A 23,341-nucleotide genomic window follows, 5' to 3' on the forward strand; every position below is an offset into this window, starting at 1 on the left:
ATATGAAGACTTACCTCCGCATTCTGCAGTTTGCGCGGCCCTGGGCCGATTTTCTGCCGCTGTACCTGGTGTATACCATTCTGGGTATATTTTTCGGTATTGCCAACTTCGGCATGCTGATTCCGCTGCTCAACATCCTCTTCGATACCACCGGCAAGATGCTGGCCGAAGCTCCCCAGGCGGCCCCGCACTTCAGCTTGTCGTTGTCGTTTATCACCGGCACCTTCAATTACTACTTCCGCCAGGTGGTGGAAACGCAGGGCCGGCTCAGCGCCCTGTCGTTTGTGTGCCTGCTGCTGATTGCCTCCGTGTTTCTGAGCAACCTGTTTCGCTACCTCAGTTTGCGCCTGCTGGCCAAAGTGCGGGCCCGGGTGATTCGCAACCTGCGCGCGACGCTGTATCAGCGCGTGATGCAGCTGCAGCTGAGCTACTTCACTTCTTCGCAGAAAGGCGACCTGATGTCGCGCTTCACCAACGACGTGCAGGAAGTGGAAACCTCGGTGGTAAATTCTCTGACGGCCGTTATCCGGGAGCCGCTATACATCATCAGCTTCTTTGCGGTGCTGTTCTTTATGTCTTTGAAGCTGACGCTGTTTACCCTGATTCTGCTCCCCATTTCGGGCGGGCTGATTGCCGGTATTTCCAAGCGTCTGCGCAACCAGGCCAAGCAAAGCCAAAGTACCCTGGGCACCATGCTCTCGGTGATTGACGAGACGCTCAGCGGCGTGCGGGTTATCAAAGCCTTCAACGCCGAGCCCTACATCACCACCAAGTTCCACGACCAGAACGAGCAGTACGCCCGCACCCAGCGCACCATCGACAACACCCGCGACCTGGCCTCGCCGTTCTCGGAGTTTGCCGGCGTTTCGGTGGTGGCGGCGCTGCTGTACTTTGGGGGCACGCTGGTGCTGGGCGGCGACTCGGACCTGACGGCGGCCAACTTTATCACGTACATCGTGCTGTTCTCGCAGGTGTTGGTGCCAGCCAAGGCCTTGTCGTCGGCGTTCAGCAACATTCAGCGCGGGCTCGTTGCCGGGGAGCGGGTACTCAGCGTAATTGATACCGAGCCCAGCATTCAGGACAAACCCGGGGCGCTTAGCCTGCCGCCTTTTACCAGCGCCATTGAGTTTCGGAACGTGGCCTTCAGCTACGGCGACAAAAACGTGCTCGAAGACATCAACCTCACCATCGGGAAAGGCAAAACCGTGGCGCTGGTGGGCCCCAGCGGCGGCGGCAAAAGCACCCTGGCCGACCTGGTGCCGCGCTTCTACGACCCCTCGGCCGGCCAGATTCTGCTCGACGGCCAGGATTTGCGCGATGCTACCCTGCACTCCGTGCGCGACCAGATGGGCATCGTCACCCAGGAAAGCATCCTGTTCAACGACACCATTTTCAACAACATCCGCTTCAACCAGACCGAAGCCACGGAGGAAGAAGTGGTGCGGGCCGCGCAGATTGCCAACGCCCACGGCTTTATCATGGCCACGCCCGAGGGCTACCAGACCATGATTGGTGACCGGGGCGCGCGGCTCTCGGGCGGGCAGCGCCAGCGCCTGAGCATTGCCCGCGCCGTACTGCGCAACCCGCCCATCCTCATCCTCGACGAAGCCACCTCGGCCCTCGACACTGAAAGTGAGAAACTGGTGCAGGAAGCCCTCACGCGGCTGATGCAAAGCCGCACCTCCCTAGTTATTGCCCACCGCCTGAGCACCGTGCAGCACGCCGATGAGATTGTGGTGCTGCAGCACGGGCGCATTGTAGAGCGCGGCACGCACGAGGAGCTGCTGCGCAACGAGAATGGCCTCTACAAGCGCCTGAGTTTGCTGCAAACCAGCGCCAACCCGGCTCACTAAGCCCGTTGTCGGCACCCTTTATAGCTGGCGGCGGAGCAACACAATCGTTGGTGGCATTTTGCCGTATAGCCTCCTACTCATCTAATCTTCTCTATATTTAACCTCAACTGTGGCCTGGCACGTACTACGGCTACTTTTTTTCATCTCAGCCTGACCTCTCCCATGCTTGCTCTGAAACGTTTGGTGACTATTCTGGTGATGGTATTTGTGCTGCTGGCCCTGCTGGTATTGCTGGTGCCATCGGTACGAAGCAGCTTTGCCAGTATGGCCGGCTCCTACGAGTCCCTGTACTTCGGGCTGCTGATTGCGGCTGTGGTGCTGCTGGCTTTGCAGCTTATCACCGAAAACCTGGACAGCACCCTGCTGCGCCGCAATATCAGCCTGCACGAGGGCAAAATCAACGAGCTGAAGGCCCGCCTCTACGACCAGCAGATGGAGCTGCGGGAGCGGGAGTTTCAGCAGCGCCCCGGCACCGTGCCCGGCACCACCACCTACCCCGACCCGACGCCCGAGCCCAGCCGTCCCATTTTCCCGCAGTCGGACCCCAGTTTGTCGAACGCCCCCATCGACCAGCCCAACTCCATTATTCCGCCCAACACGCCCGGCTCACCACAACCGCCGATGCGGTAACTTTGCGGCGTGACTACCTCGCTAACCGAACTTATCCGCGCCGAGCTGACCGAGGCGCAGGCCGTGCTGGACCGTTTTGTGCAGAACCCGGCCAACCTGGCTGCCATTGAGCAGGCAGCCCGCCTTATGGCTGACAGCCTACAGAAGGGCGGCAAAATCCTGACCTGCGGCAACGGCGGCTCCCTCTGCGACGCCCAGCACTTTGCCGAAGAACTAACCGGCCGCTACCGCCAGAACCGCCGCGCCCTGGCCGCCATTGCCCTTACCGAAGCCTCGCACATGAGTTGCGTGGCCAACGACTTTGGCTACGACCACGTGTTCAGCCGCTACGTCGAAGCCCTGGGCCGCCCCGGCGACGTGCTATTGGCCATCAGCACCAGCGGCAATTCGCCGAACATCCTGCTTGCCGCCCAGGCGGCCCGCGCCGCCGGTATGCAGGTGGTGAGCCTTACGGGCAAGGACGGCGGCCAGCTGGCTGGCCTCAGCGACGTGGAAATCCGCCCCCCGCACACTGGCTACGCCGACCGGATTCAGGAAATCCACATCAAGGCTATTCACATCATGATTATGCTAATTGAGCAGCTGGTGAACGAGTAAATCCTGTTTCCGCCATCCTGCGCCTTGCAAAGGGCCTTATTTCGTTGGAAAGAGTCGTTGATACGTTCTCTTCTCCAGCGTGATAAGGCCTTTTGCGTGAGTGGAGAGTGGATGGCAGTTTCTTTTCGCGGGTTCCGTATCTTCCCTCCGCTTCCTTTATACCCTACCTATTTATGCTGACGAAAACCTTCGGCTCAGCCGTGCAGGGCGTTAATGCCTATACTATTACTATTGAAGTAGTAGTGTCACAGGGCACCAATTTCTACGTGGTGGGCTTGCCCGACAATGCCATCAAGGAAAGCCAGCAGCGGGTGGAAGCGGCTCTGAAGTTCCGGGGCTACCGGATGCCGCGCACCAAGGTGGTGGTGAACATGGCCCCTGCAGACATCCGCAAGGAAGGTTCCTCGTATGACCTGCCTATTGCGCTGGGCATTCTGCACGCTTCGCAGCAGCTGGCCACCGAGCGGCTGCCGGAATACATCATCATGGGCGAGCTGGCGCTGGATGGGGAGTTGCGGCCGATAAAAGGCGTGCTGCCCATTGCCATTCAGGCGCGCAAGGAAGGCTTCAGGGGGTTTATCCTGCCCCGCGAAAATGCCCAGGAAGCCGCCATTGTGAATAACCTCGACATTATTCCGGTGGGCACCATGCAGGAGGCCGTCGATTTTCTGGAAGGCCGCCTGGACATTGAGCCCTTGGTAATGGATACGCGGGACGTATTTCAGCACACCGCCAACCAGTACGCCGCCGACTTTGCCGACGTGCAGGGCCAGGAAAACATCAAAAGGGCACTGGAAATTGCGGCTGCCGGCGGTCATAACGTTATCATGATCGGCCCACCCGGCGCGGGCAAAACCATGCTGGCCAAGCGCCTGCCCAGCATTCTGCCCCCGCTGAACATGCAGGAGGCCCTGGAAACCACCAAGATTCACTCCGTAGCCGGCAAGCTGGGCGCCAACGCTTCGTTGCTCAATACGCGGCCGTTTCGCTCGCCGCACCACACTATTTCTGACGTGGCCCTGGTGGGCGGGGGCGGCAACCCGCAGCCGGGCGAAATATCGTTGTCGCACAATGGGGTGCTGTTTCTGGACGAGCTACCCGAGTTCAAGCGCACGGTGCTGGAGGTGATGCGCCAGCCCCTGGAGGAGCGGCGCGTGACGATTTCACGGGCCAAAGTCAGCATCGACTTTCCGGCCAACTTCATGCTCATTGCCTCCATGAACCCCTGCCCCTGTGGGTATTATAATCACCCGGAGAAAGAGTGCGTGTGCGGGCCGGGCGTGGTGCAGCGCTACCTCAACAAGGTTTCGGGCCCGCTGCTGGACCGCATCGACCTGCACGTGGAAGTAACGCCCGTGACGTTTGACCAGATGACGGAAACGCGCAGGTCGGAAACCAGCGCCGACATTCAGCTGCGCGTGACCACGGCCCGCCAGCGCCAGGCCGAGCGGTTCCGGGACTTTCCCGATATTCACTCCAACGCTATGATGCCTTCGCAGATGGTAAAGGACGTGTGCCGGATTGACCCGGCTGGCCTTACGCTCCTGAAAACTGCCATGGAGCGCCTGGGGCTTTCCGCCCGCGCCTACGACCGGATCCTGAAAGTGGCCCGCACCATTGCCGACCTTGCGGGTGCCGAGGAAATCGAGCTCCAGCACCTGGCCGAAGCCATCCAGTACCGCAGCCTCGACCGGGAAGGCTGGGCTGGGTAACAGGTGAAATAGTGAGCTGGTGAAATAGTGAGTCTGATGTTCGGCTGGCGCAGTACTACACCACTTGCGCGAATCGAACGTCAAACTCACTATTTCACTATCTCACCATTTCACCATCTTTGCGGCGCTATGTACCAAGCCCTGCTGAAGCCGCTACTATTTCGCCTCGATGCGGAAGATGCCCACCATTTTGTGTTTCGGAATCTGCGGCGGGCCTACCGGGTGCCGGGCGCGCCGGCGCTGTTGCGGGCTTCATATGACTTTGCGCACCCGAGTCTGGAGCGGGAGGTATTCGGGCTGAAGTTTCGGAACCCGGTGGGACTAGCGGCAGGCTTCGATAAGAACGCGGAGCTGACCGACGAGCTGGGCGCGCTGGGTTTTGGCTTCGTGGAAATCGGGACGGTGACGCCGCGCCCCCAGCCCGGCAACCCCGCGCCGCGCCTGTTCCGGCTGCCGCAGGATGAAGCCCTGATCAACCGCATGGGGTTCAACAACCACGGGGCCGAAGCGGCGGCCACCCGTCTGCGACAGCGCCGCAGCCACGGGCTCATCATTGGCGGCAACATCGGCAAGAACAAGGACACACCCAACGAGGACGCGGCCCAGGACTACGTGGCCTGCGTGGAGGCCCTGCACGAGGTAGTCGACTATTTCGTGGTGAACGTGTCGTCGCCGAACACGCCGGGGCTGCGGCAGCTGCAGGAGCGGGAACCGCTGATCCAGCTGCTGCAGCAGGTGCAGCAGTGCAACCAGGCGCTGCCCCGCCCCCGCCCGCTGCTGCTCAAAATCGCGCCTGACCTCACCAACGGTCAGCTCGACGACATCCTGCTCATTGCCCGCGAAACCAATCTAAGCGGCCTGGTAGCCACCAATACCACCATCAGCCGGGACAACCTACGCACGCCGGCAAGCCAGGTGAGCAGCCTGGGCGCGGGCGGCCTGAGCGGCAAGCCACTGCGGAAGCGTGCTACCGAAGTTATCCGCTACCTCAGCCAGCGCAGCGTCGGCAACCTGCCCATCATCGGGGTGGGCGGCATCCACTCGCCCCAGGATGCGCAGGAAAAGCTGGCGGCCGGGGCGGCGCTGGTGCAGCTGTACACGGGCTTTATCTACGAAGGCCCCGCCCTGGTGAAGCGCATCAACCAGGCACTGGCCGAACGGTAAGAATTAGAGTAGGTCACCCTGAATAGGCTTGTTTAAACGGCTCCAGCGCTTGGTGGAATGCTTACTGACGAAGCAGTAGAAGCTTCAACTAGCTTGGGGCGACATTGTACCCCGTCACAATTTCACGGCTTCACCTTTCGGGGCGTGGCGGCGCTGAAACCAGATCAGCAGAGGTACCAGCACCAGGGTAGGCCAGAGAAAGTTGAGCGGAAATACAATGAACTTGAGGCTGGTAACCGAAAACGCCGACACGGCGGCAATATAGGAACCCACGAAGCCCGAAATATGGTTGCGCAGCCACTGCCCGGCTGGCCAGGGACCCGGCCGCCAAAACCCGCGCAGCTGCCGCACTGTCGTCATCAGGCCAATACCGCCAAATACAACAAGCACCGGGTTGAAAGGCCGGCTGAACAGGCCATAGGCCAGCGTACCAAGGAAAATGAGCAAGCCCACCAGCACACTCACCCAATCGTATAGAGCCGGGCCCTGACCCGCACCCATGCGCTTGTGGCGCAACGACCGGTAGCCGAACTGCGCCAGGTACAGACTAAAGATGCCCGTGAGCAGCAGAAACGTCAGACCCTTGAGGCTGGCTGACACTATAGCAGTACCACCGGCTACCAGCATGGCCCAGAAAAACACCTTGCCCCAGAGCCGGTGCGCCGGCCCGCCCTTGCGGACTATCAGGGCCACGGGCGCCACAAAAAAGCCGGTAAAGCCCGCCGCAATGTGCAGCCAGCGGTTCAGGAGCAGGAAGGTTTCCATTTGGTAAGTGGCTGAAGGGTTGCCTGCCCAAAGGAAGCATCATAGCCGGTGCGCCACCACTTTTTTACGCCGAAGTGTCATTTCGGGCAACTCAGCTTCAGTTTTCGGCCGCTGAGCTCTGCTCCTTCTTCACCCTTCTTACAGCCAAAACCCATTCACAGCTTCGCGCCTAGCTTGAACTCCAGCACATCGGCGGCACCGCGGTGCACTTTCAGGTCGAGGGCGCCGAACAGGTGGTCGGTAAGGTGGTATTTCAGTCCGATTCGCTCGTAGTAGAACTTGTTGGATTTGTACGGATTGTACACGTAGAAGCCCAGGTGCGTGACGAAAGCCAGCCGCCCGAACAGCAGCTCGTGGCCCAGAAACACGCCGGCCTTTTTCACGTCGGGCAGCGGGCGGCTGGTATCGGCCGTGTCGCGTAGCTCGGCCCGGAGCGACCGGTCGTAGAAGCCCTCCAGGCCCAGCAGCAGGTTGCTTTTGCGGTTCATGCGCCGCCCACCAGCTACCGTCACCGAATTTACCAGGTACTTGCGCGTATCGGTTTCGTTGCGCTGCTTGTAGCCCAGGCTCGAGCTCAGGTTCAGGAAAAAGTACCCCACGTCGGCGGGCTCGGGCGCGGGTGGCTGGTCGAGGGGGCGGAACGGGCGCTGCGTGTGCATGTTCAGTCCCAGTACCAGCGTAGGCATGTTGATGCCCAGGTTGGGCTTGGTGGTGGCCCCGTTGGAGTAGTGGTTCAGCCCCAGCCCGGCCAGCAGCCCCAGGTGGTCCGACAAGGCCACATCATATTCCACGCGCGCCAGGATCAGCGCGTTCAGGCGGGAGCTGACGAAGGTATTTTTGTGGTTGGTGGCCTGGTCAAACGCCTGGCTGAACCAGCCCAGGCCGCCGCCCAGCCGAAAATTCAGCTCTTGCCGGGCCGTGCGCCACAGCGGCTTGCTCAGGTACACGCCGGCCCCGTAGCTGCGGCCCAGCGTGGCATTGTGGTAGTCGTAGTACAGCAGGGCTAGGCCCACGCGCGGGTAGCGGTGCCAGGCGTGCCAGGGCTGCTCGCCCCGGGTCTGGCGCTGGAAGTTCAGTTCCAGCCCCGTGGGGTGCGCCCGCACCAGGTGGCGCACGCGCGGGGTGTGGGCAATGATAAAGGCGCCCTGCGCATACGCACCTACCACTACGGCCTGCGCCGGTCCGGTTTCGCCTTGCTGCGCGGCGGCCAGGCGCGGCAGCAACAGGCACAGCCCCAGCAATATCCTCGTGTAGCGGCGCGCGGCGTCAGGTATCATAGCGGCCAAAATACAGCAGAATTGCGCTGGTAGTGCTGGGGGTGCAACTTCCCTTCCGCAAAATGGCTCTTCCGGCAAGCCGGCGCCGCGCAACTCCGCGCTTTGCCGTAACATTGTGGCCGCATGGCGCGGCGGCCCACCTGGCCAAAAAACGTAGCCGCGTCTGTTTGTACTGTCTATGCTGATTTCTGACTTTTTCCGCCCCGTGGCGCGAGTAGCCGCCGCGGCTTTGCTTTTGCTGCCCGTAGCCGCTTCCGCCCAAAACGCCGGCAAGCCCCGCCTCGGCCTGAAAACCGGCCTGGTCCTGAGCCGCCTTACCGGCGATGATGTAGACCAGCTGGGCGGCACCGACTACCGCACCCGTACGGATGGGCGCCGCCCCGATTTCTTCGTGAGCCTGGCCAGCACTATCCCGCTTACCAGCAGCGGCGTGTTTACCATCGCGCCTGAGCTGAGCTTTAGCCGCAAGGGTTACCGCATCACCAATACCTTCATTGGCACGACGGGCCTGGAGTCCGGGGAAACGCAGCGGGTATTGCTGACCAAGCGCAAGCTCAACTACCTGGAGCTGCCGCTGGCTTTCCGGGTGAATACCAACGGCGGGCTGTACTTTGAGCTGGGGCCCCAGGTGTCGTACCTGATGGGCAGCGAAAGCACCACCGAAACCACCAGCACCTTTGCCGACGGCCGTGATCAGGCCACTTCCGAAACCTCTGCCTCCATCACCAGCGACGTGCAGGACTTCGATTTTGGGGCCATCGGCGGCATCGGATTTCAGCACCGCAGCGGGTTCACGGCGGGGCTGCGCTACAGCCGCGGCTTCAAGACGGTGCTGGAGCGGGAGGCCCTGCCGGGCAAGCCTATCACCAACAACGACGCCATTATCGTACAGTTCGGCTACCTGCTTCAACTGGGCAAGTAGTCAAGCGCTTACCGGCTTTTTCCTGTGAGCAGGCCCTGCGGTCTGCTCATTTTTTTGGCGCGAGTACAGCATTTTTCTGAAACAGGCCGTTTAAGGCCCCAAGAACGCACCATGTGGCGCGGCCTGTGCAATGTTTCACTAACCCCTTTGTTGCACCATGAAAAAGACTCCCCTTCTCGCTCTTTCGCTGCTGTCGGCAGCTGCTCTTTCCAGCTTCCTCTGCCTATGCCCAGGGTCCCAGCGGATTTCGCGTGGGGCTGAAAGCCGGTGGTACCTACTCCAATGTCTCGGGCGACGACGTGAAGCAGTTCACCGGCTCCGGCTACGATACCAGCCTAGGCTCCTACAAGCTGGGCTACAACGCCGGCCTGACCTTCAACCTGCCCGTCAGCAGTGACGGATTCTTCTCTATTGCACCGGAGCTGCTTTACAACCGCAAAGGCTACGAAATCACCGCCGACCAGAAAGATGGTCTGCCCCTCGGAGTAGAGAAGTATGAGATAGAGCAGCAGCGCGTGCTGCACTACATCGACCTGCCCATCATGGCCCGCATTAATGCCGATGGATTCTTCTTTGAGGCCGGCCCGCAGGTAAGTTACCTGTTCGGCTCGCGCACCAAAACGCAGACAACAACCAAATACACCAACGGCGATAAGGACAAGACCGAAGACCGGTCTGAGTTCGTGGATTACCTCGGCGGTATCCGCAAAGAAAAGTACAAGGGCGACCTGTCGAATATAGACATCAGCGCCGTAGCCGGCCTGGGCTACCAGACCGAAAGCGGCGTGAGCCTGGGCTTGCGCTACGCCCGGGGCTTCAACTCGCTTATCGACAGCAAAGACTCCGACAACGAGCCGAAAGTGTTCAACAATGCTTTCACCCTGCAGGTAGGTTACCTCATCGGCGGCAACTAACCCGCGTGGCAGGTTTCCAAACCTCTGTTTAAAAGTCCGGCTGCCAGTGGCAGCCGGACTTTTTTGGCGTGCAACGGCATTGATACGCTGGCCGATAGCCAAAGCAGCTACGCCGGTTGCCTGTCCGGGCAGCTTAGTTCGGCAATAGGCTGGCACGCTTTTCGTTTTGAGTTCCCCATCTGTGCAATTTCTCTCACCTAACTTCATTGCACCCATGAAAAAGACTTCTTTGCTCGTGGCCGCTGCCCTGGTAGCCGGCGCTTTGGCTTCTTCCTCCGCGCACGCTCAGGGTATCCGCCTCGGCTTCAAAGGGGGCGCCAACTACTCCAACCTCTCCGGCGACCTGGTCAACGAAAACCGCTTCCAGAACAAGTGGGGCGCCCACGGCGGCATCATGGCCAACATCAGCTTCACCGACGACGGCTTTCTTTCGATTCAGCCCGAGGTTCTGTACTCGCAGAAGGGCTTCAAGTTTGATGAAAGTGAACTGTTCGGTATTGTAAAATACCAAGGCAGCCGCACCTACAACTATATTGATGTGCCGGTGCTGGTCAAAATCAACGCCGATGGGTTTTTCTTCGAAGCCGGCCCGCAGTACAGCTACCTGCTGAAGGTGAAAGACGAGACGGAGCGTAGCTTTAACGGCGGCCTTTCCTACGCCAAGTATTCCGGTACTGAGGACCTCGATGACGTAAACCGCAGCGAAATCGGGTATGCGGCCGGGTTGGGCTACCAATCAACGGCGGGTTTTCTGGTAGGTATTCGCTATAACGGCTCCTTCACTGATTTCGCCAAGGACGGCTACACGGGCGACGCTGATGTGCGCAATGCCCGTAACTCCGTGTTTCAGGCCTCTATCGGTTACCTCATTCCTAGCAAATAAGCCTCACTGAGCAACAAGCAAGTCCGGTTCCCTGGCAGGGAACCGGACTTTTTATCTATTCAGAAGTTGCTATAAGTACTTGACAGCAGGCAGCTCAGTATATTTGGTCGGGCAAGCCGCCTCTGTTCTTACTTAAGCGTCACTACTTACAGTACCAGCGCTTTTGGCTGGTACTATCTTTCCACAGTATCCAGATATGAAACACATATTCCTGCTGCTATTGCTTACCGGCTTTACTATTATTGCGCGTGCCCAGCAAACCGTGGTAGGCATGCGTGGTGGCTTTCACCTGAGCACCTATACAGGCCCTGGATCCGGTGGCTCACAGCTACTACCAGGTGGCACTGTGGGTATTACCACTACATCTTCCTTTAACTCCCTTGCAATTCTTGTGCTGCAAGCCGAATTGCTGTATTCGGGCAAAGGCGCCAAGGCTTTAGATAATGGAATAGCCGCACGGCAGCGCCTGCACTATCTCGAATTACCCGTGTTGCTGCAGTATCGGATCAACCATCTGGAGCTGGAAGCAGGCCCACAATTCGGATTTCTGGTAGCCCAGCGGACAAAGGTGACTTACCCTAATGGCAGCTACAAGGACTATACTACCACGAGTGGCTTAGGGGTATTTCAAGCAGGCTTTATAGTAGGAGCAGCGTACCGAGCCAAGGGAGGATTGGGTTTTGGACTGCGCTATAATGGTGGCATCAGTGATATGGCACCTTACAGTGGAGAGAAGAACATGGCCGTGCAGGGGCACCTTAGCTACCTATTCAGTGCCTTACCCATGGCAACTTCTACGGCAGGAAAGTAAGTCTGACTGGATTAGATAATCCACCAATACAATGGCCCTCCCCTAGATGGGAAAGGCCATTATATTTAGCTGAGCAGCCTTAGCCCCGGCTGGCGGCTACGTAGTTCTGGAAGAAGTGCGGAATCGTCTCAATGCCCTTCAGGAAGTTGAATACCCCGTAATGCTCGTTGGGCGAGTGGATGGCATCGGAGTCCAGCCCGAAGCCCAGCAGCACGGAATCCAGGCCCAGCTCCGTCTTGAACATAGCCACGATGGGGATTGAGCCCCCGCCCCGGGTTGGAATGGGCTTTTTGCCGAAGGTAGTTTCGAGGGCCCTGGCCGCCGCCCGGTAAGCCACCGAATCGGTAGGCGTAACCACCGGCTCACCGCCATGGTGCGGCGTTACTTTCACCGTGACGCTGGGCGGGGCAATGCGCTCAAAGTGCTGCTGAAACAGTTGGGTGATTTCGTCGGAGGTTTGGTGGGGCACCAGGCGCATGGAAATCTTGGCGTAGGCCTTGGAGGCAATAACCGTTTTGGCGCCTTCGCCGGTGTAGCCGCCCCAGATGCCGTTTACGTCCAGCGTAGGCCGGATGCCGATGCGCTCCACGGTGGTGTATCCTTCCTCGCCGTAGATGTCCTTCAGGCCGATGCTTTGCTTGAACTCATCGTCGGAGTGCGGCACGCGGTTCAGCTCGGCACGCTCCTCGGCGCTGAGCACGGCCACGTTGTCGTAGAAACCGGGGATGGTGATGTCGTTGTTTTCATCGTGCAGGGAGGCTATCATCTTGCAGAGGATGTTGATGGGGTTGGGCACGGCCCCGCCGTAGAGTCCGGAGTGCAGGTCGCGGTTGGGGCCCGTCACTTCTACTTCGTGGTAGCTGAGGCCCCGCAGGCCTACTTCGATGCTGGGCTGGTCGTTGCTGAGGATGCCGGTATCGGAAATCAGGATGACATCGGCCTTCAGCTTTTCCTTGTTGGCGCGCACGAACAGGGCCAGGTTGTTGGAGCCCACTTCCTCCTCGCCCTCAATCATGATCTTCACATTGCAGGGTACGCCGCCCTGGCTGCGCTGCATCAGCTCGAAGGCTTTCACGTGCATGTACACCTGACCTTTGTCGTCGCAGGCGCCGCGGGCGTAAATCTTCTCGTTCTTGATAACGGGCTCGAAGGGCGGCGAATCCCAGAGCTCGTAGGGGTCGGCGGGCTGCACGTCGTAGTGGCCGTAGACGAGGACGGTGGGCAGGCTGGGGTCGATGAGCTTTTCGCCGTATACGATGGGGTTGCCGGCCGTGGGGCACAGCTCCACGTTTTCGAGGCCGGCCTCTTCCAGACGCATTTTCAGGTAGTCGGCGGCCCGCAGCACATCTTGGTGAAACTTGGGGTCGGCCGAAACGGACGGAATACGAAGCCACTCCAGCAGCTCGCTCAGAAACCGCTCCTGGTGTTGTTCAATGTAGGTGGACATAGGCGGGAAGTTTGGGATGGGCGCAAAAGTAGGGAAGGAAATGGTAGGGCTTAATACGGAGCTCATAGAGCTAAGAGTACTCCAAGACCATTTTTCTGGTCGTTGGTATCACCACTTAACCATTCATCGTCAAATACCCTATCCACACCAGAAGGCAGCTTACGGCTATTACTAAAGCCCGATATGGCCATCTGCGTATCACAGCCAGTATTATAAGTATTGCGGTTGGTAGTAAATAAATGGCACCCTGTTTGGTTTTGTTGGGTACTTCTAAAAAGCTCCATGTTGCAGAGTCAAATACCCAGATTAACCCTATATAGATGATATTGAATATCGTAGTCAATAGGCCAACCAACAGTAAACGACCTACCTGCAACTTTGTCGTTTCCTGACCTTGTAGCGTTGCAAGGAGAACAAGCCAGAACAAGCCAATTGCTAATGGAAGGCCAACGATTAACCCGAAAGTTTGAGGAATAATAAAATCTCCCAACGCATACGCGGGCTGGCAAACTGCTGCAAACAGCGTAACAGCACCGATGCGTCGTAGAATTTGATTCATCAGTAGCAGCCTTGTTGGTTATATGATTTACTTCTTATCCCAGGGCATGGGCACGCGGCTTTCGGTGCCGGCGCGCAGGCGGCCGATGTTGGCGCGGTGGGTATAGATGAGCAAAGCTGCCAGCACGAAGCCCACTCCAATGAGGAAAGGCTGCGGGGGCCGGAACTGGGGCAGCAGCTGCAACAGGGCAAAGCTCACGCCGGCCGTCATGCTGCTCAGAGACACGTAGCGCGTGGTGAGCAGCACCGCCAGAAAGATGAGCAGGCACACGCCCACCGTGGCCGGAGCTACGCCCAGCATCATGCCCAGGATGGTAGCCACGCCCTTGCCCCCGCGAAACTGCGCAAACACCGGGTAGATGTGCCCTACCACGGCCAGTACGCCGCAGGCCAAGCGGTAGTACACCTCGTGCTCGGGCGCAATAGCGCCCTGGCTTACCAGCCAGACCGGCAGCACGTAGGCCGCCACGAAGCCCTTAAGCGCATCTACCACCAGCACAAAGGAGCCGGGCTTTTTGCCCAGCACCCGGAAGGTATTGGTGGCGCCGGCGTTGCCGGAGCCATGCTCGCGCACATCGAGGCCGTAGAAGCGGCGGCCCACCCACAGGGCCGTGGGAATGGAGCCAAGCAGGTAAGCGGCCAGCAGGGCGCCCAGAATCAGAAGCAGATGCATACGCGGAGGAACGGGGAGGGAGGAGGTCAAAGATAGCGGAACCGCATTGGTGGCCTTCCTACGGTTTTCGGCAATAGGAAGGTACAGGCGCAAAAAGCCCCCGCCAGCAGAACCAGCGGGGGCTTTCCTATCGCCAAAGGAGCTTACTGCTCGCCGAAGGGGTCGTCGGCAGATTCCTTTTTCTTCTTTTTCTTTTTGCTGGTATCCTCGGTCGGGGTCGTGGGCGTGTCTACGGTGGGCTCGGTAACGACCGGCTCGTCTTTCTTCTTTTTCTTTTTGCCGGTATCCTCGGCCGGAGCGGCATCGGTGGGCGTGGCGGCCGGCTCTTCGGTGGCTTCGTCCTTTTTCTTTTTCTTTTTGCGGTCTACCGGCGCATCGTCAATGGGGGCATCGGCGGCGGGCTCGGTGACTACGTCGAACTCGGAGCCTTTCTTTTTCTTTTTCTTGCCCGTTTCCTCGGTGGCATCAGGCTCCGGCTCCGGCTGGGTGGTCACGATTTTCTTGGCCGCGTCCTTGCCCGTGAGGCCCAGATAGGTTTTGCGGAAGCGGTTGAGGAAGGACTGCACCTCCTGGTCGTCGCCTAGGAAGAAGCCGTACTCCGTGGCCGTGTTGTAGTCACCTTTGGCTTTGAAGCCCACGATTTCGTCGTAGGAGCCGTGCTGGGCCTTGGTGAGCACCGTGTTGTTGGAGTACTTGATGTAGTACCAGGTCTGGGGCTCGGCCTCAAGGTACATTTCCACCACGTCGCCCGTCGACTCCTTCTTGATTTCGATGAAGCCGTCGATTTCCGCGTTGATGTCCTTCTTGTAGATGCTGACCAGGCCAATCTTGCCGGTGGAGTACCAGGCCCGCTGCTTTTCGGACCATGTCAGCTTTACCCGGTTGAGCACGATGGTGCGCAGCAGCTTGGGCGAGAGTTTCTGCAGGGGCGAGTAGCCGCCTTTGCGGTTCTGGTACTGCTGCACAGCCTTGCTGCCCACAAACTCGCCCAGCTTCAGGTACTCCTCGCGGGTACCGGTCATGGCCTCGGGCAGGCCTTTGGCGTAGCGGCCCATGTCCTCGCCCATGGCTATAATGGCTTTTTCGGGCAGGTTGATGTCGAGGGCCATGAACGTGTCCATGGTATAGCGGCTGCTGTCGGGCTTGCCAAAGCCGATGGCCGATGCCTCCAGGGTGTAGTCCTTGTTGGAGTTGATCAGCTCCACCTTCCCCCGGAACGTCATGGTGGTGGTTGAGTCGTTGAAGGTCATCACGCTGCCTTCGTACACGTCGGGGCTTTCTTCCTGGCGGCCCATACGGAAGGTGCGCTTGGCCGCATCAAAGCTCAGGGTGCCATCCACCTGAAACACGTTCAGGTCCGTCACGCTGGGCTTCTGCCCCACAAACAGCGGGTACACCTTATTGCTTTCCGACAGAAACAGCCCCGTAAACAGCGGTGAGCCATCTTCCGCCTTCGGATCCTGTACCCGCAGCTGAATTCGTTTGGGGTCGATGGAGTCCTGCACGGCAAACCAGGTGGACGCGTTGGGGCTTTTCACAAACTCCAGCTTCGACTGCCCATCGAAGGCAAAGCGCTTTTTCTTGGAGTTCATAATGGCGCTGCCCCGGTAGGCAATGCGCGGGGCCAGATGAAACTTATCCTCCGCCTTGATGGAGGCCGTAGCCAGCGTCACCGGCCCGGCTTTGTTGTCGCCGTTGCGGCCCATCAGGCGGGCGCCCAGTCCTTTGCCGGTGCTGGCCGTGAGGCCCGCCAGCCCCTGCGTGGAGTCAATGCGGAAGTTGGCAAACTTCAGGGCAAACGAGTCGGCGGCGGCATTTTTGTAGCTATAGAGCGCGCTGCCGGTAAAGGCCAGGCGCGACTGCACGTCCACCTCGCCCTGGTAGAGCGCGTGGTATTTCTGCAGCGTGTCCATCGTTACGCGGGCGTTGCGGAAGGCGCGCATATCGGCGCTGGCAGCCACGTACACTTTGTTGGAGTCGGGCTCAATCCAGGCATCAGCCGAGGAAATGCGCGGCACGCCACCGGCCAGCAAGGTATACTGCTTCAGGTCGTAGACCCCGCTGGAAGCCTGAAACTTGAGGCCGTGCTGGTCGGGCCGGGTGGAGTAGAAGTAGGAGCGCGTGGAATCCGCACCGGGTGATACCCGGAACACCACCGTCTTTTTCTTGAAGTCCCACTTGCCGCCGCTCAGCGACGTGCGGTACTGGGTGTAGGGCAGCTCTACGTTGGCCGAGCCGGTTTTCTCGGGCGAGAAGTCGGCAAAGCCCTGCTTGATGTCGTAGTCGATAGCCACGTCGGTGGCCTGCACGGCCGGCTTGTTTACCTCGCTGGATTTGATGCTGAGCGTGGCGCCATTGCCCTTGTAGTGGTGCTGCAGGAACGTGAAGCTGCGCGAGCGAACCAAGGACTGGGGCCCCTCGATGCGGCCGTTGCCGTAGAGGCCGGTGGGCGTCAGCACGGCCTCGCCCCGGTACGAGAAGGCCCCGCCGTAGAAGCGCATATCCTGCCCCGATTTAGCCGTGCTCCAGTACATAGAGTCCTGGCGTACAGCCCACTTCATCTGGTAGCCCGGCAGCAGATCCACCTTCGGGTATTCGGCCCCTTTGTACGGGCCCTCGACCAAAGAGGCCGTAGTGCCCACCGTCACCACCGAGTCCTTGTAGAAGATAAACTGCTTGCTCTGGAGCGTGGCAGCCAGGTACTTTATTTCGCCCACGCCCTGGATACCGCGGTTGCTCATCTTCACGGTATTATACAGGCGGCCTTTGTTGCCGTAAAGCGGGAAGCCCTCCTTGGGCAGCTGGTACACGAAGCCCAGGGAGCCGTCGTCCTGCATCGTGAGCTTGGTGGCGAAGGCCGGCATGATGTCACCCGTCACAAACTTGCCTTTGAAGCCTACCGCTGAGCGGTTCTTGTTGTTCAGGGAGTCGATGCGGAACGGCGGAATATCGAAATACACGGTGGTATCGTAGGCGCCGCCGAGCACCTCGGGCTTGTTGAAGAATACGTAAGCCCCGGTGGTAGCATCAAACGACGGGTAGGAACCGATTTTCTTGCGGCCCGACTTGTTTTTGGGGTGGTTGATGTAGAGCTTGCCCGCCGAGTTCTTGCTCTTGTTGGTCAGGGCCCATTCCACGTCCTTGCGGGCCTTGATGGAGGTGCCTTTCGAGTTTTTGCCCTTCACGATGATGGAGTCAATCTTTACCAGATCCACGAAGAACCCGTCGTAGTCGAAGCGGAACTCCCGGCCCTTGAACACGAAGGCTGAGGCCACCAGCGTACCGTTGAACTCGATGTTGCGGTTTTTGAGGATGCGTACCACGCTGCTGTCGGGCTGCACATACACGGCCACCGAGTCGTCGGAGAAGTTGAAGCGGTCCACGCCGCGCACCGTCAGCACTTTATTGTCGAGGTTGAGCACGGCGTTGCGCCCGCCCGGCGCCACCGATTTGATGGCAATGTGGTCGTAGTCTTTCTTGCCCTGTGCCGAGTTTACGTAGTGCGAGGCCTTGGGCAGCACCGTCAGGCTGTTGCCGTCCGGATTCAGGCGCACGTACCCGTCGCGCGCGAGGCCCGACACAGCGGAGCGCACGTTCGGTTCGCTCAGGCCGTACTCCTGCACCAGCTGGCTGATGGTAAACGTCTTCGCATTGGAGTGCGTCTTGCTGTAGCTCACCACCATCTGCAGCGGGTGCATACGGTTGATGCTTTTCACCTGCTGGTAGCGCGTATTGGTGTAGAACTCCCGCGACTCAAACTTGGCGGCCACCTGGTTTTTGGCCGTCAGCATCGAGAAGTTCATCAGCGGGGTATTGATGGGCCAGGTGAGCAGCTCCGTCGTAATTTCCATCTGATGGTAGGAGTCGTAGTAGGGCGTGGTTTTGTAGAGGCCTTCTTCGCGGGCCAGCTGCAGCACCTGCCGGGCCTTCGAGAACTTGAGCTTCACGCCGGGGTGATACACGGAGTCCAGCTTGTCTTCGTAGATGGATACGGCCGCCCGGCTTGAAGACAGCAGCGTGTCGCCCAGCTCGTAGGCGCGGGCCGAGGCCTTGAACTTGGTTTGGCCGTTCGACTGCACGCTGATGCTCGACAGCGACCCGTCGAGGCTGGCGCTGAAAGTGCGCTGCCCGTTCAGGGCGAAGCCCCCCACGTACTTGATGTTGTCGCCGATGTTCTTGACGCGGGCATCGTTGGTGAGGGAGATAAAGCGCGGGTACGAGGTGTCGGTGCTGCCTGGCTTCTTCTTGAAGCTCTTAAACGACAGCGCCCCGCGCACCGGGCTTTCCAGCACGGTGGGGTACGTCAGGGTCACGGGCTCGGCCTTGAACTCCGGCTTGCCCATGTCAAAGTCGAAGTGGGTGAGGTCAGCGGTGGCGGGGTTTGCCTTCACCTGCCAGGCGTATTGGCCGCCGTAGCCCACAAAGCGGTTGGTGAGCGGCACCACGTAGCCCGTGGTTTTGGTGATGACGGCCGAGTCGGCCCCAAAGCTGCCGATCAGCAGGTCCACGTCCTTGAGCACGATAACCGGGCCGCGGGTGGTCGGGGCCATGTAGTCGTCATAGTATCCGGGGGCAGCCATCGTCGGCTCGGGTTCGGGCTCTTTTACCGGGGCTGCCGCGGCTTTGGTGCCGGCAGTTTTCGAGGTCGTTTTGGCGGGCGCAGGCTTTTTTAGCCGACGTGCTCCACCCATCATTCGACGATGAGCTCCACCCGTCGTTGGTGCCCCAGTCCGAAACCGTATCCCAGCCATCCGAGCTTTTCTTTTTGGCCGGCTTGGCGGCGGGCTTGGTGGTTTTGATGGGCGCCCCCGTGCGCACCGGCTCCGAGGCCGTGGGCGTAGGCTCGGGCGCTGCGGCCGGCTCCAGCGACTGGTCGCTCTGGTTGTAGGCAAAGGAAAAAGTACCGCGCACCAGCTGCACGCGGTTGTAGCGGGAATAGTACAGGCGGTTGGATTGCAGAAACTGCGCGGCCATGGTCATGAACCTTTCCGTGTCGCGTACCTGCTCCCGGTCAAGGGTGGTGCTGATGGTCGATAACAGCCCGTCCATCTGCTGGTCGCTCAGATTCTGCTTGGTTGAGCCGGCCAGAATCACGTTGAAGAACGTTTCGAAGTGAGGCCGGGGCTTAAAGCGCTTGGCCAGCAGCCGCTGCGAAATATCCACAATCAGGCGCTGCTGCGAGGCCGTGAGCTTGTTGCTGGCCCAGAGCGTTTGCAGGGCGGCGGCGCTGGCAATGGCCGCCGGGTTTTTGGTTGAGGCCATCATGGCCTGCACGTCCACAATGTACTGGGCCGGGTCGGTTGACAGCTTGCCGGGCTGGGTGCGCGGGGCCGCGGGAGCCGTGGCCGGAGCCGCCGGCTGCTGCGCCCAGGCCCCTACCGATACGAGCAGCAGCGCCGCCCACAGCCAACCAATTACTACTTGCTTCATACTCACTACCGTCAGAACAAACTTATTCGTCTCCAATTTCGCTAAAATTCACCGCATTTGCGCGTCGGTCTGCTATTGCCCGTTTCGGGGCAGCAGCACCGTGGCAGGCAGGTTCTTGCGCTGCCTAACGCTAACCAGACGCGCAATAGTGCCCGTAGTTACCCCCGGTTTTGTACTATCCGGGCGGGCGGCAACCAGCAGCTACGGTCCAGCCTATTTCCGGAAAACGGCCGACACCCAGTGGTTGCTGGTTCGCATCGATTCGTAGGTGAAGCCGGCCTGCTCGGCCGCCGTGCGGATCAGGGGCAGGTCTTCTTCATAAAAGCCGGAAAACAGGATGGGGCCGCCCACTTTCAGGTATTGCCCGTAGGTGCCCATGTCTTCCAGCAGCACGTTGCGGTTGATGTTGGCCAGGATGATATCGAACGGGGCCTCCCCTTCCAGCGCGGTTACGTCGCCCAGGCGGGCTTCTACGCGGTCCTGCACGTGGTTTTCGGCGGCGTTGTCGGCGGCATTTTCGGCCGTCCAGGGCTCCACGTCCACGGCCAGCACCGAGGCGGCCCCCAGGTGCACGGCCATGACGGCCAGGATGCCCGTGCCGCATCCCATATCCAGCACCCGCTTGCCCTGGTGGTCGATGGTGAGCTGGTTTTCAATCATCAACGCCGTAGTATCGTGGTGGCCGGTGCCGAAGGACATGCGCGGCATAATCACGATTTCGTAGGGCAGATCGGGCCGGGCCGGGTGGAATGGGGCCCGCACAGAGACTTTATCGGCAATAACCAGGGGCTGAAAGTTCTTCTCCCACTCGGCGTTCCAGTTCTGGCGCGTGATGGTGCGGTGGCTGTACTCCAACTCGCCCAGGCCCTCGTAGCGGCTCATGATTTCGGCCACATCGTCGGGGTTGAACACGTCTTCGGTGGTGTAGGCGCAAAAGCCCTCGTCGTTATCCTCGAAGGTGTCGAAGCCCACTTCGGCCAGCTCAGCCACTAGTATATCCGACAGCTCGCCGGGTGCTTTTACGCGCAGTTCAATGAAATCCATGTGCAGATGGGGATAGGTAAAATCGGGATGTCGGCTCGCGCCGGGCCAGACAAAGTTCGGGCAAAAAACCTGCTTGCTGTTAACTGGCAACTGTGCCCCTGGATTGCACAATAATATTTTAATATAAATCTGGCTTTATTTGAGCCTTCAAACTCTTATTCTCTTCCTTGCTGTATGAAAAACACGCTGCGTTACCTTTCTCTCACTGGCCTGCTAGCCGCCACCCTCTCCGCCTGCGGCAGCAAAGACCAGGCGGAAACAACCGCAACTACCGCCTCCACCGAAACGCCGGTCACCACCGAACCCACGGCCCCTGCCGAAACGCCCGCCGCGGCACCAACGACACCAGCAGTGCCAGCAGCTACCTTCGATATCAGCACCGTGCCGGTGACGGCCGAAAACCTGGGGGCGTTTCCCTATCTGTCGGGCCTGAAAACGTACGAAGAGAATACCAGCAACAGTGAGGAATACGACTTCGAGCGGGCCTACGTGTATGATGGCAAAAACCTGGTGCCTGTGGAAGGAAAAGTGTCCCAGCGCCTCTTCAACCCCAAGAGCGGAGAAAAGAAAGCCTCGGAGCTGATGATTCGCCGGAACTACGAAAGCCTGGTCACGGGGCTGGGCGGCGTGAAGGTATTTGCGGGCGAAGTGCCGCGGGAAGTTATCGATAAGGTGGGCTCCGATGAGGTGTACAAGCACGGCAAATGGAGCATCAGCAACGACCACGAAACCGATGCTTACGTCATCCGGCAAAAGGATAAGGAAGTGTGGGTGCAGGTAACGGCGCTGGGCGGTGATGCCAACTACAACCTCACCGTAACCGAGCGGGCCGCCATGCCTCAGCAAGCCACGGTGATACCCGCTCAGGAGTTAAAAAAAACTAGATACCGAAGGGCACATAGCCCTTTACCTCAACTTCGACACGGATAAAGCTACCCTTCGACCCGAGTCGGCCGCTACCGTAGCGGAAGTGCTCCGGCTGCTGCAGCAGAACCCTACGTTGCGCCTGGCTGTGCAGGGCCACACCGATAACAGCGGCACAGCCCCGCACAACCAGCAGCTTTCCGAAGCCCGGGCCGCGGCGGTGGTAGCCACCCTCACGCAGGCCGGCGTTGGGGCCGCCCGGTTGCAGTCGGCCGGCTTTGGGCAAAGCAAACCCCTGGCCGATAACAGCACTGAGGAAGGAAAAGCCAAAAACCGCCGCGTAGAGCTAGTGAAGCTGTAACCTGTTGAACTTCCATTCAGCAACAAGGGCCGCATCCATACCCGGATGCGGCCCTTGTTGCTGTCTGAAATTTGGTAGCCCTACTTCCCGTTGCGGCAGCCGGCGTAGGAGCGGATTTTGGTGTACTGAATACTGAAATCGGCCAGGGCGCGGTTGTCGGTTACAAACAGCACGTAATCGGCAAAGTCGCGGGCCCCGGTGAAGTACCAGAAGCCGGCCTTATCGGCAAAAAGCTTGTTGCTTTCCTCGTACACCAGCACGTCGGCAAAAGCCTCTTCCGGCTCCATGTACACCGTAGCAAAGCACTGCCCCCGGCGGCGTGGGTCCTTCTCCAGAAAGATGGAACCGTAGATCCGGCACGGCTCTACCGAGGCCGCTACCATTGCTGCTGTGAATGGCACGGCTGGCGCGGGCTGAAACGGATTCAGCGTGAGGAAACCGGAAAGGAGCAGCGTAGAAAACATGGTTGATGGGAAAGGCTCGTCTTTCCGACAATTATCCGGCCGAAAAAGGTTCTTTGTCATTCCGAACGAAGTGAGGAATCTGAGTCGGCCGCTAGCAGGTAACTCAGATTCCTCACTTCGTTCGGAATGACAGTTAGAACGACTTGATAATCTCGGTGAAGTCGCGGGACTTGAGGGAGGCACCACCGATGAGGCCGCCATCTACGTCGGGCTGCGAAAACAGCTCCCGGGCGTTTTGGGCGTTGGCCGAGCCGCCGTACAGGATGCTCGTGTTCAAGGCCGCTTCGGCGTCGTAGGCGCGGGCAATCTGCTCCCGAATGAAAGCGTGCACTTCCTGAGCCTGCTGGCTGGTGGCCGTTTTGCCGGTACCAATGGCCCAGATAGGCTCGTAGGCAATGACTACCTGGTCGAACTCCTCATTGCTAAGGTGAAACAAACCGTCTTTCAGCTGCTTGCTGATGAAGTTGAAAGTCTCGTCGGCATCGCGGGTTTCCAGCGACTCACCCACGCAGAAGATAGGCTTTAGGCCGGCGGCCAGAGCGGCTTTCAGCTTCTGGCTTAGCAGCTCGTCGTCCTCGCCGAAGTACTGGCGACGCTCCGAGTGGCCCAGAATCACGTACTCCACCCCTACCGATTGCAGCATTTTGGCCGATACCTCGCCGGTAAACGCGCCGGTTTCCTTCTGGTGGCAGTTCTGCGCACCCAGGTGCAGGCGGCTACCCTCGGGCAGCTGGCGGCCAATGGCTGACAGAAACGGAAATGGCGGGCACACCACCACCTCGACCGAGGAGCCGGTGGTTTCGTCCTGCACCATGTTCACAATTTCAGAAATCAGGGCCTGGCCGTCCTGCAACGTGGTGTTCATTTTCCAGTTGCCGGCCACAATGTTCTTACGCATAGCGAAGGGAGAGTTTGATCAGAAGGTGAATTGATTGCGGCCGCAAGGTAAGCGCTACGCCGTGGAATGCCCTA

At 59.5% G+C, this 23,341-nt stretch carries 21 protein-coding genes; 11 read left to right on the forward strand and 10 right to left on the reverse strand.

Going from position 1 to position 23,341, the window contains the following annotated elements; translation table 11 throughout:
• The first annotated feature begins 2 nt into the window (after nt 1-2).
• From LRS06_RS07635 to LRS06_RS07655, 5 genes are all read left to right on the forward strand, one after another.
• Nucleotides 3-1,853, forward strand: a complete 1,851-nt coding sequence (locus tag LRS06_RS07635) for an ABC transporter ATP-binding protein (protein ID WP_257870940.1) — start codon at nt 3-5, stop codon at nt 1,851-1,853.
• A gap of 162 nt (nt 1,854-2,015) precedes the next feature.
• Nucleotides 2,016-2,483 carry a hypothetical protein gene (locus LRS06_RS07640; RefSeq protein ID WP_257870941.1) on the forward strand — a complete coding sequence of 156 codons (468 nt, stop codon included), beginning with the start codon at nt 2,016-2,018 and terminating at the stop codon, nt 2,481-2,483.
• Between the two features lie 9 nt (nt 2,484-2,492).
• Nucleotides 2,493-3,080: a D-sedoheptulose 7-phosphate isomerase gene (gene lpcA / locus LRS06_RS07645; protein ID WP_257870942.1), complete on the forward strand. Its 588-nt coding sequence runs from the start codon at nt 2,493-2,495 to the stop codon at nt 3,078-3,080.
• Nucleotides 3,081-3,253: 173 nt separating this feature from the next.
• Entirely contained in the window at nt 3,254-4,792 is a 1,539-nt protein-coding gene (locus tag LRS06_RS07650) for a YifB family Mg chelatase-like AAA ATPase (protein WP_257870943.1), read from the forward strand.
• Between the two features lie 129 nt (nt 4,793-4,921).
• The gene (locus LRS06_RS07655; RefSeq protein WP_257870944.1) at nt 4,922-5,956 is read left to right on the forward strand and encodes a quinone-dependent dihydroorotate dehydrogenase; all 1,035 of its coding nucleotides are present in this window, start codon (nt 4,922-4,924) and stop codon (nt 5,954-5,956) included.
• 114 nt (nt 5,957-6,070) lie between these two features.
• Here LRS06_RS07655 and LRS06_RS07660 read toward each other — a convergent pair whose 3' ends face one another.
• Both LRS06_RS07660 and LRS06_RS07665 read right to left on the reverse strand, forming a co-directional pair.
• Entirely contained in the window at nt 6,071-6,721 is a 651-nt protein-coding gene (locus LRS06_RS07660; RefSeq protein WP_257870945.1) for a hypothetical protein, read from the reverse strand.
• A 155-nt stretch (nt 6,722-6,876) separates the two neighbouring features.
• The gene (locus LRS06_RS07665) at nt 6,877-7,998 is read right to left on the reverse strand and encodes an acyloxyacyl hydrolase (protein WP_257870946.1); all 1,122 of its coding nucleotides are present in this window, start codon (nt 7,996-7,998) and stop codon (nt 6,877-6,879) included.
• Between the two features lie 178 nt (nt 7,999-8,176).
• Here LRS06_RS07665 and LRS06_RS07670 point away from each other — a divergent pair, with 178 nt between their 5' ends.
• The 4 genes from LRS06_RS07670 to LRS06_RS07685 all read left to right on the forward strand — a co-directional run bounded on the left by LRS06_RS07670 (nt 8,177) and on the right by LRS06_RS07685 (nt 11,528).
• The gene (locus tag LRS06_RS07670) at nt 8,177-8,920 is read left to right on the forward strand and encodes a porin family protein (protein WP_257870947.1); all 744 of its coding nucleotides are present in this window, start codon (nt 8,177-8,179) and stop codon (nt 8,918-8,920) included.
• A 200-nt stretch (nt 8,921-9,120) separates the two neighbouring features.
• Entirely contained in the window at nt 9,121-9,834 is a 714-nt protein-coding gene (locus LRS06_RS07675) for a porin family protein (RefSeq protein WP_257873393.1), read from the forward strand.
• A gap of 214 nt (nt 9,835-10,048) precedes the next feature.
• A complete protein-coding gene (locus LRS06_RS07680; RefSeq protein ID WP_257870948.1) occupies nt 10,049-10,717 on the forward strand; it encodes a porin family protein in 669 nt (222 codons plus the stop codon).
• Between the two features lie 196 nt (nt 10,718-10,913).
• Nucleotides 10,914-11,528, forward strand: a complete 615-nt coding sequence (locus LRS06_RS07685) for a porin family protein (RefSeq protein ID WP_257870949.1) — start codon at nt 10,914-10,916, stop codon at nt 11,526-11,528.
• 79 nt (nt 11,529-11,607) lie between these two features.
• On the opposite strand, the gene LRS06_RS07690 is transcribed toward LRS06_RS07685, so the two are convergent.
• The 6 genes from LRS06_RS07690 to prmA all read right to left on the reverse strand — a co-directional run bounded on the left by LRS06_RS07690 (nt 11,608) and on the right by prmA (nt 20,680).
• Nucleotides 11,608-12,975, reverse strand: a complete 1,368-nt coding sequence (locus LRS06_RS07690) for a dipeptidase (protein WP_257870950.1) — start codon at nt 12,973-12,975, stop codon at nt 11,608-11,610.
• A gap of 115 nt (nt 12,976-13,090) precedes the next feature.
• Nucleotides 13,091-13,534, reverse strand: coding sequence for a hypothetical protein (locus tag LRS06_RS07695; RefSeq protein ID WP_257870951.1), 444 nt, complete (start codon nt 13,532-13,534; stop codon nt 13,091-13,093).
• Between the two features lie 27 nt (nt 13,535-13,561).
• On the reverse strand, nt 13,562-14,206 hold the full coding sequence (gene plsY, locus LRS06_RS07700) for a glycerol-3-phosphate 1-O-acyltransferase PlsY (RefSeq protein ID WP_257870952.1): 645 nt from the start codon (nt 14,204-14,206) through the stop codon (nt 13,562-13,564).
• Between the two features lie 143 nt (nt 14,207-14,349).
• Nucleotides 14,350-18,786 carry a hypothetical protein gene (locus tag LRS06_RS07705; protein ID WP_257870953.1) on the reverse strand — a complete coding sequence of 1,479 codons (4,437 nt, stop codon included), beginning with the start codon at nt 18,784-18,786 and terminating at the stop codon, nt 14,350-14,352.
• The gene (locus LRS06_RS07710) at nt 18,764-19,636 is read right to left on the reverse strand and encodes a hypothetical protein (protein WP_257870954.1); all 873 of its coding nucleotides are present in this window, start codon (nt 19,634-19,636) and stop codon (nt 18,764-18,766) included. The genes LRS06_RS07705 and LRS06_RS07710 overlap by 23 nt, the downstream gene beginning before the upstream one ends.
• 213 nt (nt 19,637-19,849) lie before the next feature.
• On the reverse strand, nt 19,850-20,680 hold the full coding sequence (gene prmA, locus LRS06_RS07715) for a 50S ribosomal protein L11 methyltransferase (RefSeq protein ID WP_257870955.1): 831 nt from the start codon (nt 20,678-20,680) through the stop codon (nt 19,850-19,852).
• A gap of 174 nt (nt 20,681-20,854) precedes the next feature.
• Here prmA and LRS06_RS07720 point away from each other — a divergent pair, with 174 nt between their 5' ends.
• Complete coding sequence (locus tag LRS06_RS07720) at nt 20,855-21,610, forward strand: hypothetical protein (protein WP_257870956.1); 756 nt, start codon at nt 20,855-20,857, stop codon at nt 21,608-21,610.
• 40 nt (nt 21,611-21,650) lie between these two features.
• Nucleotides 21,651-21,905, forward strand: a complete 255-nt coding sequence (locus LRS06_RS07725) for an OmpA family protein (protein ID WP_257870957.1) — start codon at nt 21,651-21,653, stop codon at nt 21,903-21,905.
• 80 nt (nt 21,906-21,985) lie between these two features.
• Here LRS06_RS07725 and LRS06_RS07730 read toward each other — a convergent pair whose 3' ends face one another.
• On the reverse strand, nt 21,986-22,369 hold the full coding sequence (locus tag LRS06_RS07730) for a DUF6150 family protein (protein WP_257870958.1): 384 nt from the start codon (nt 22,367-22,369) through the stop codon (nt 21,986-21,988).
• Nucleotides 22,370-22,502: 133 nt separating this feature from the next.
• The gene (tpiA, locus tag LRS06_RS07735) at nt 22,503-23,267 is read right to left on the reverse strand and encodes a triose-phosphate isomerase (protein ID WP_257870959.1); all 765 of its coding nucleotides are present in this window, start codon (nt 23,265-23,267) and stop codon (nt 22,503-22,505) included.
• Nucleotides 23,268-23,341: the final 74 nt, after the last annotated feature.

The organism is Hymenobacter sp. J193 (assembly GCF_024700075.1).
Classification (GTDB): Bacteria; Bacteroidota; Bacteroidia; order Cytophagales; family Hymenobacteraceae; genus Hymenobacter.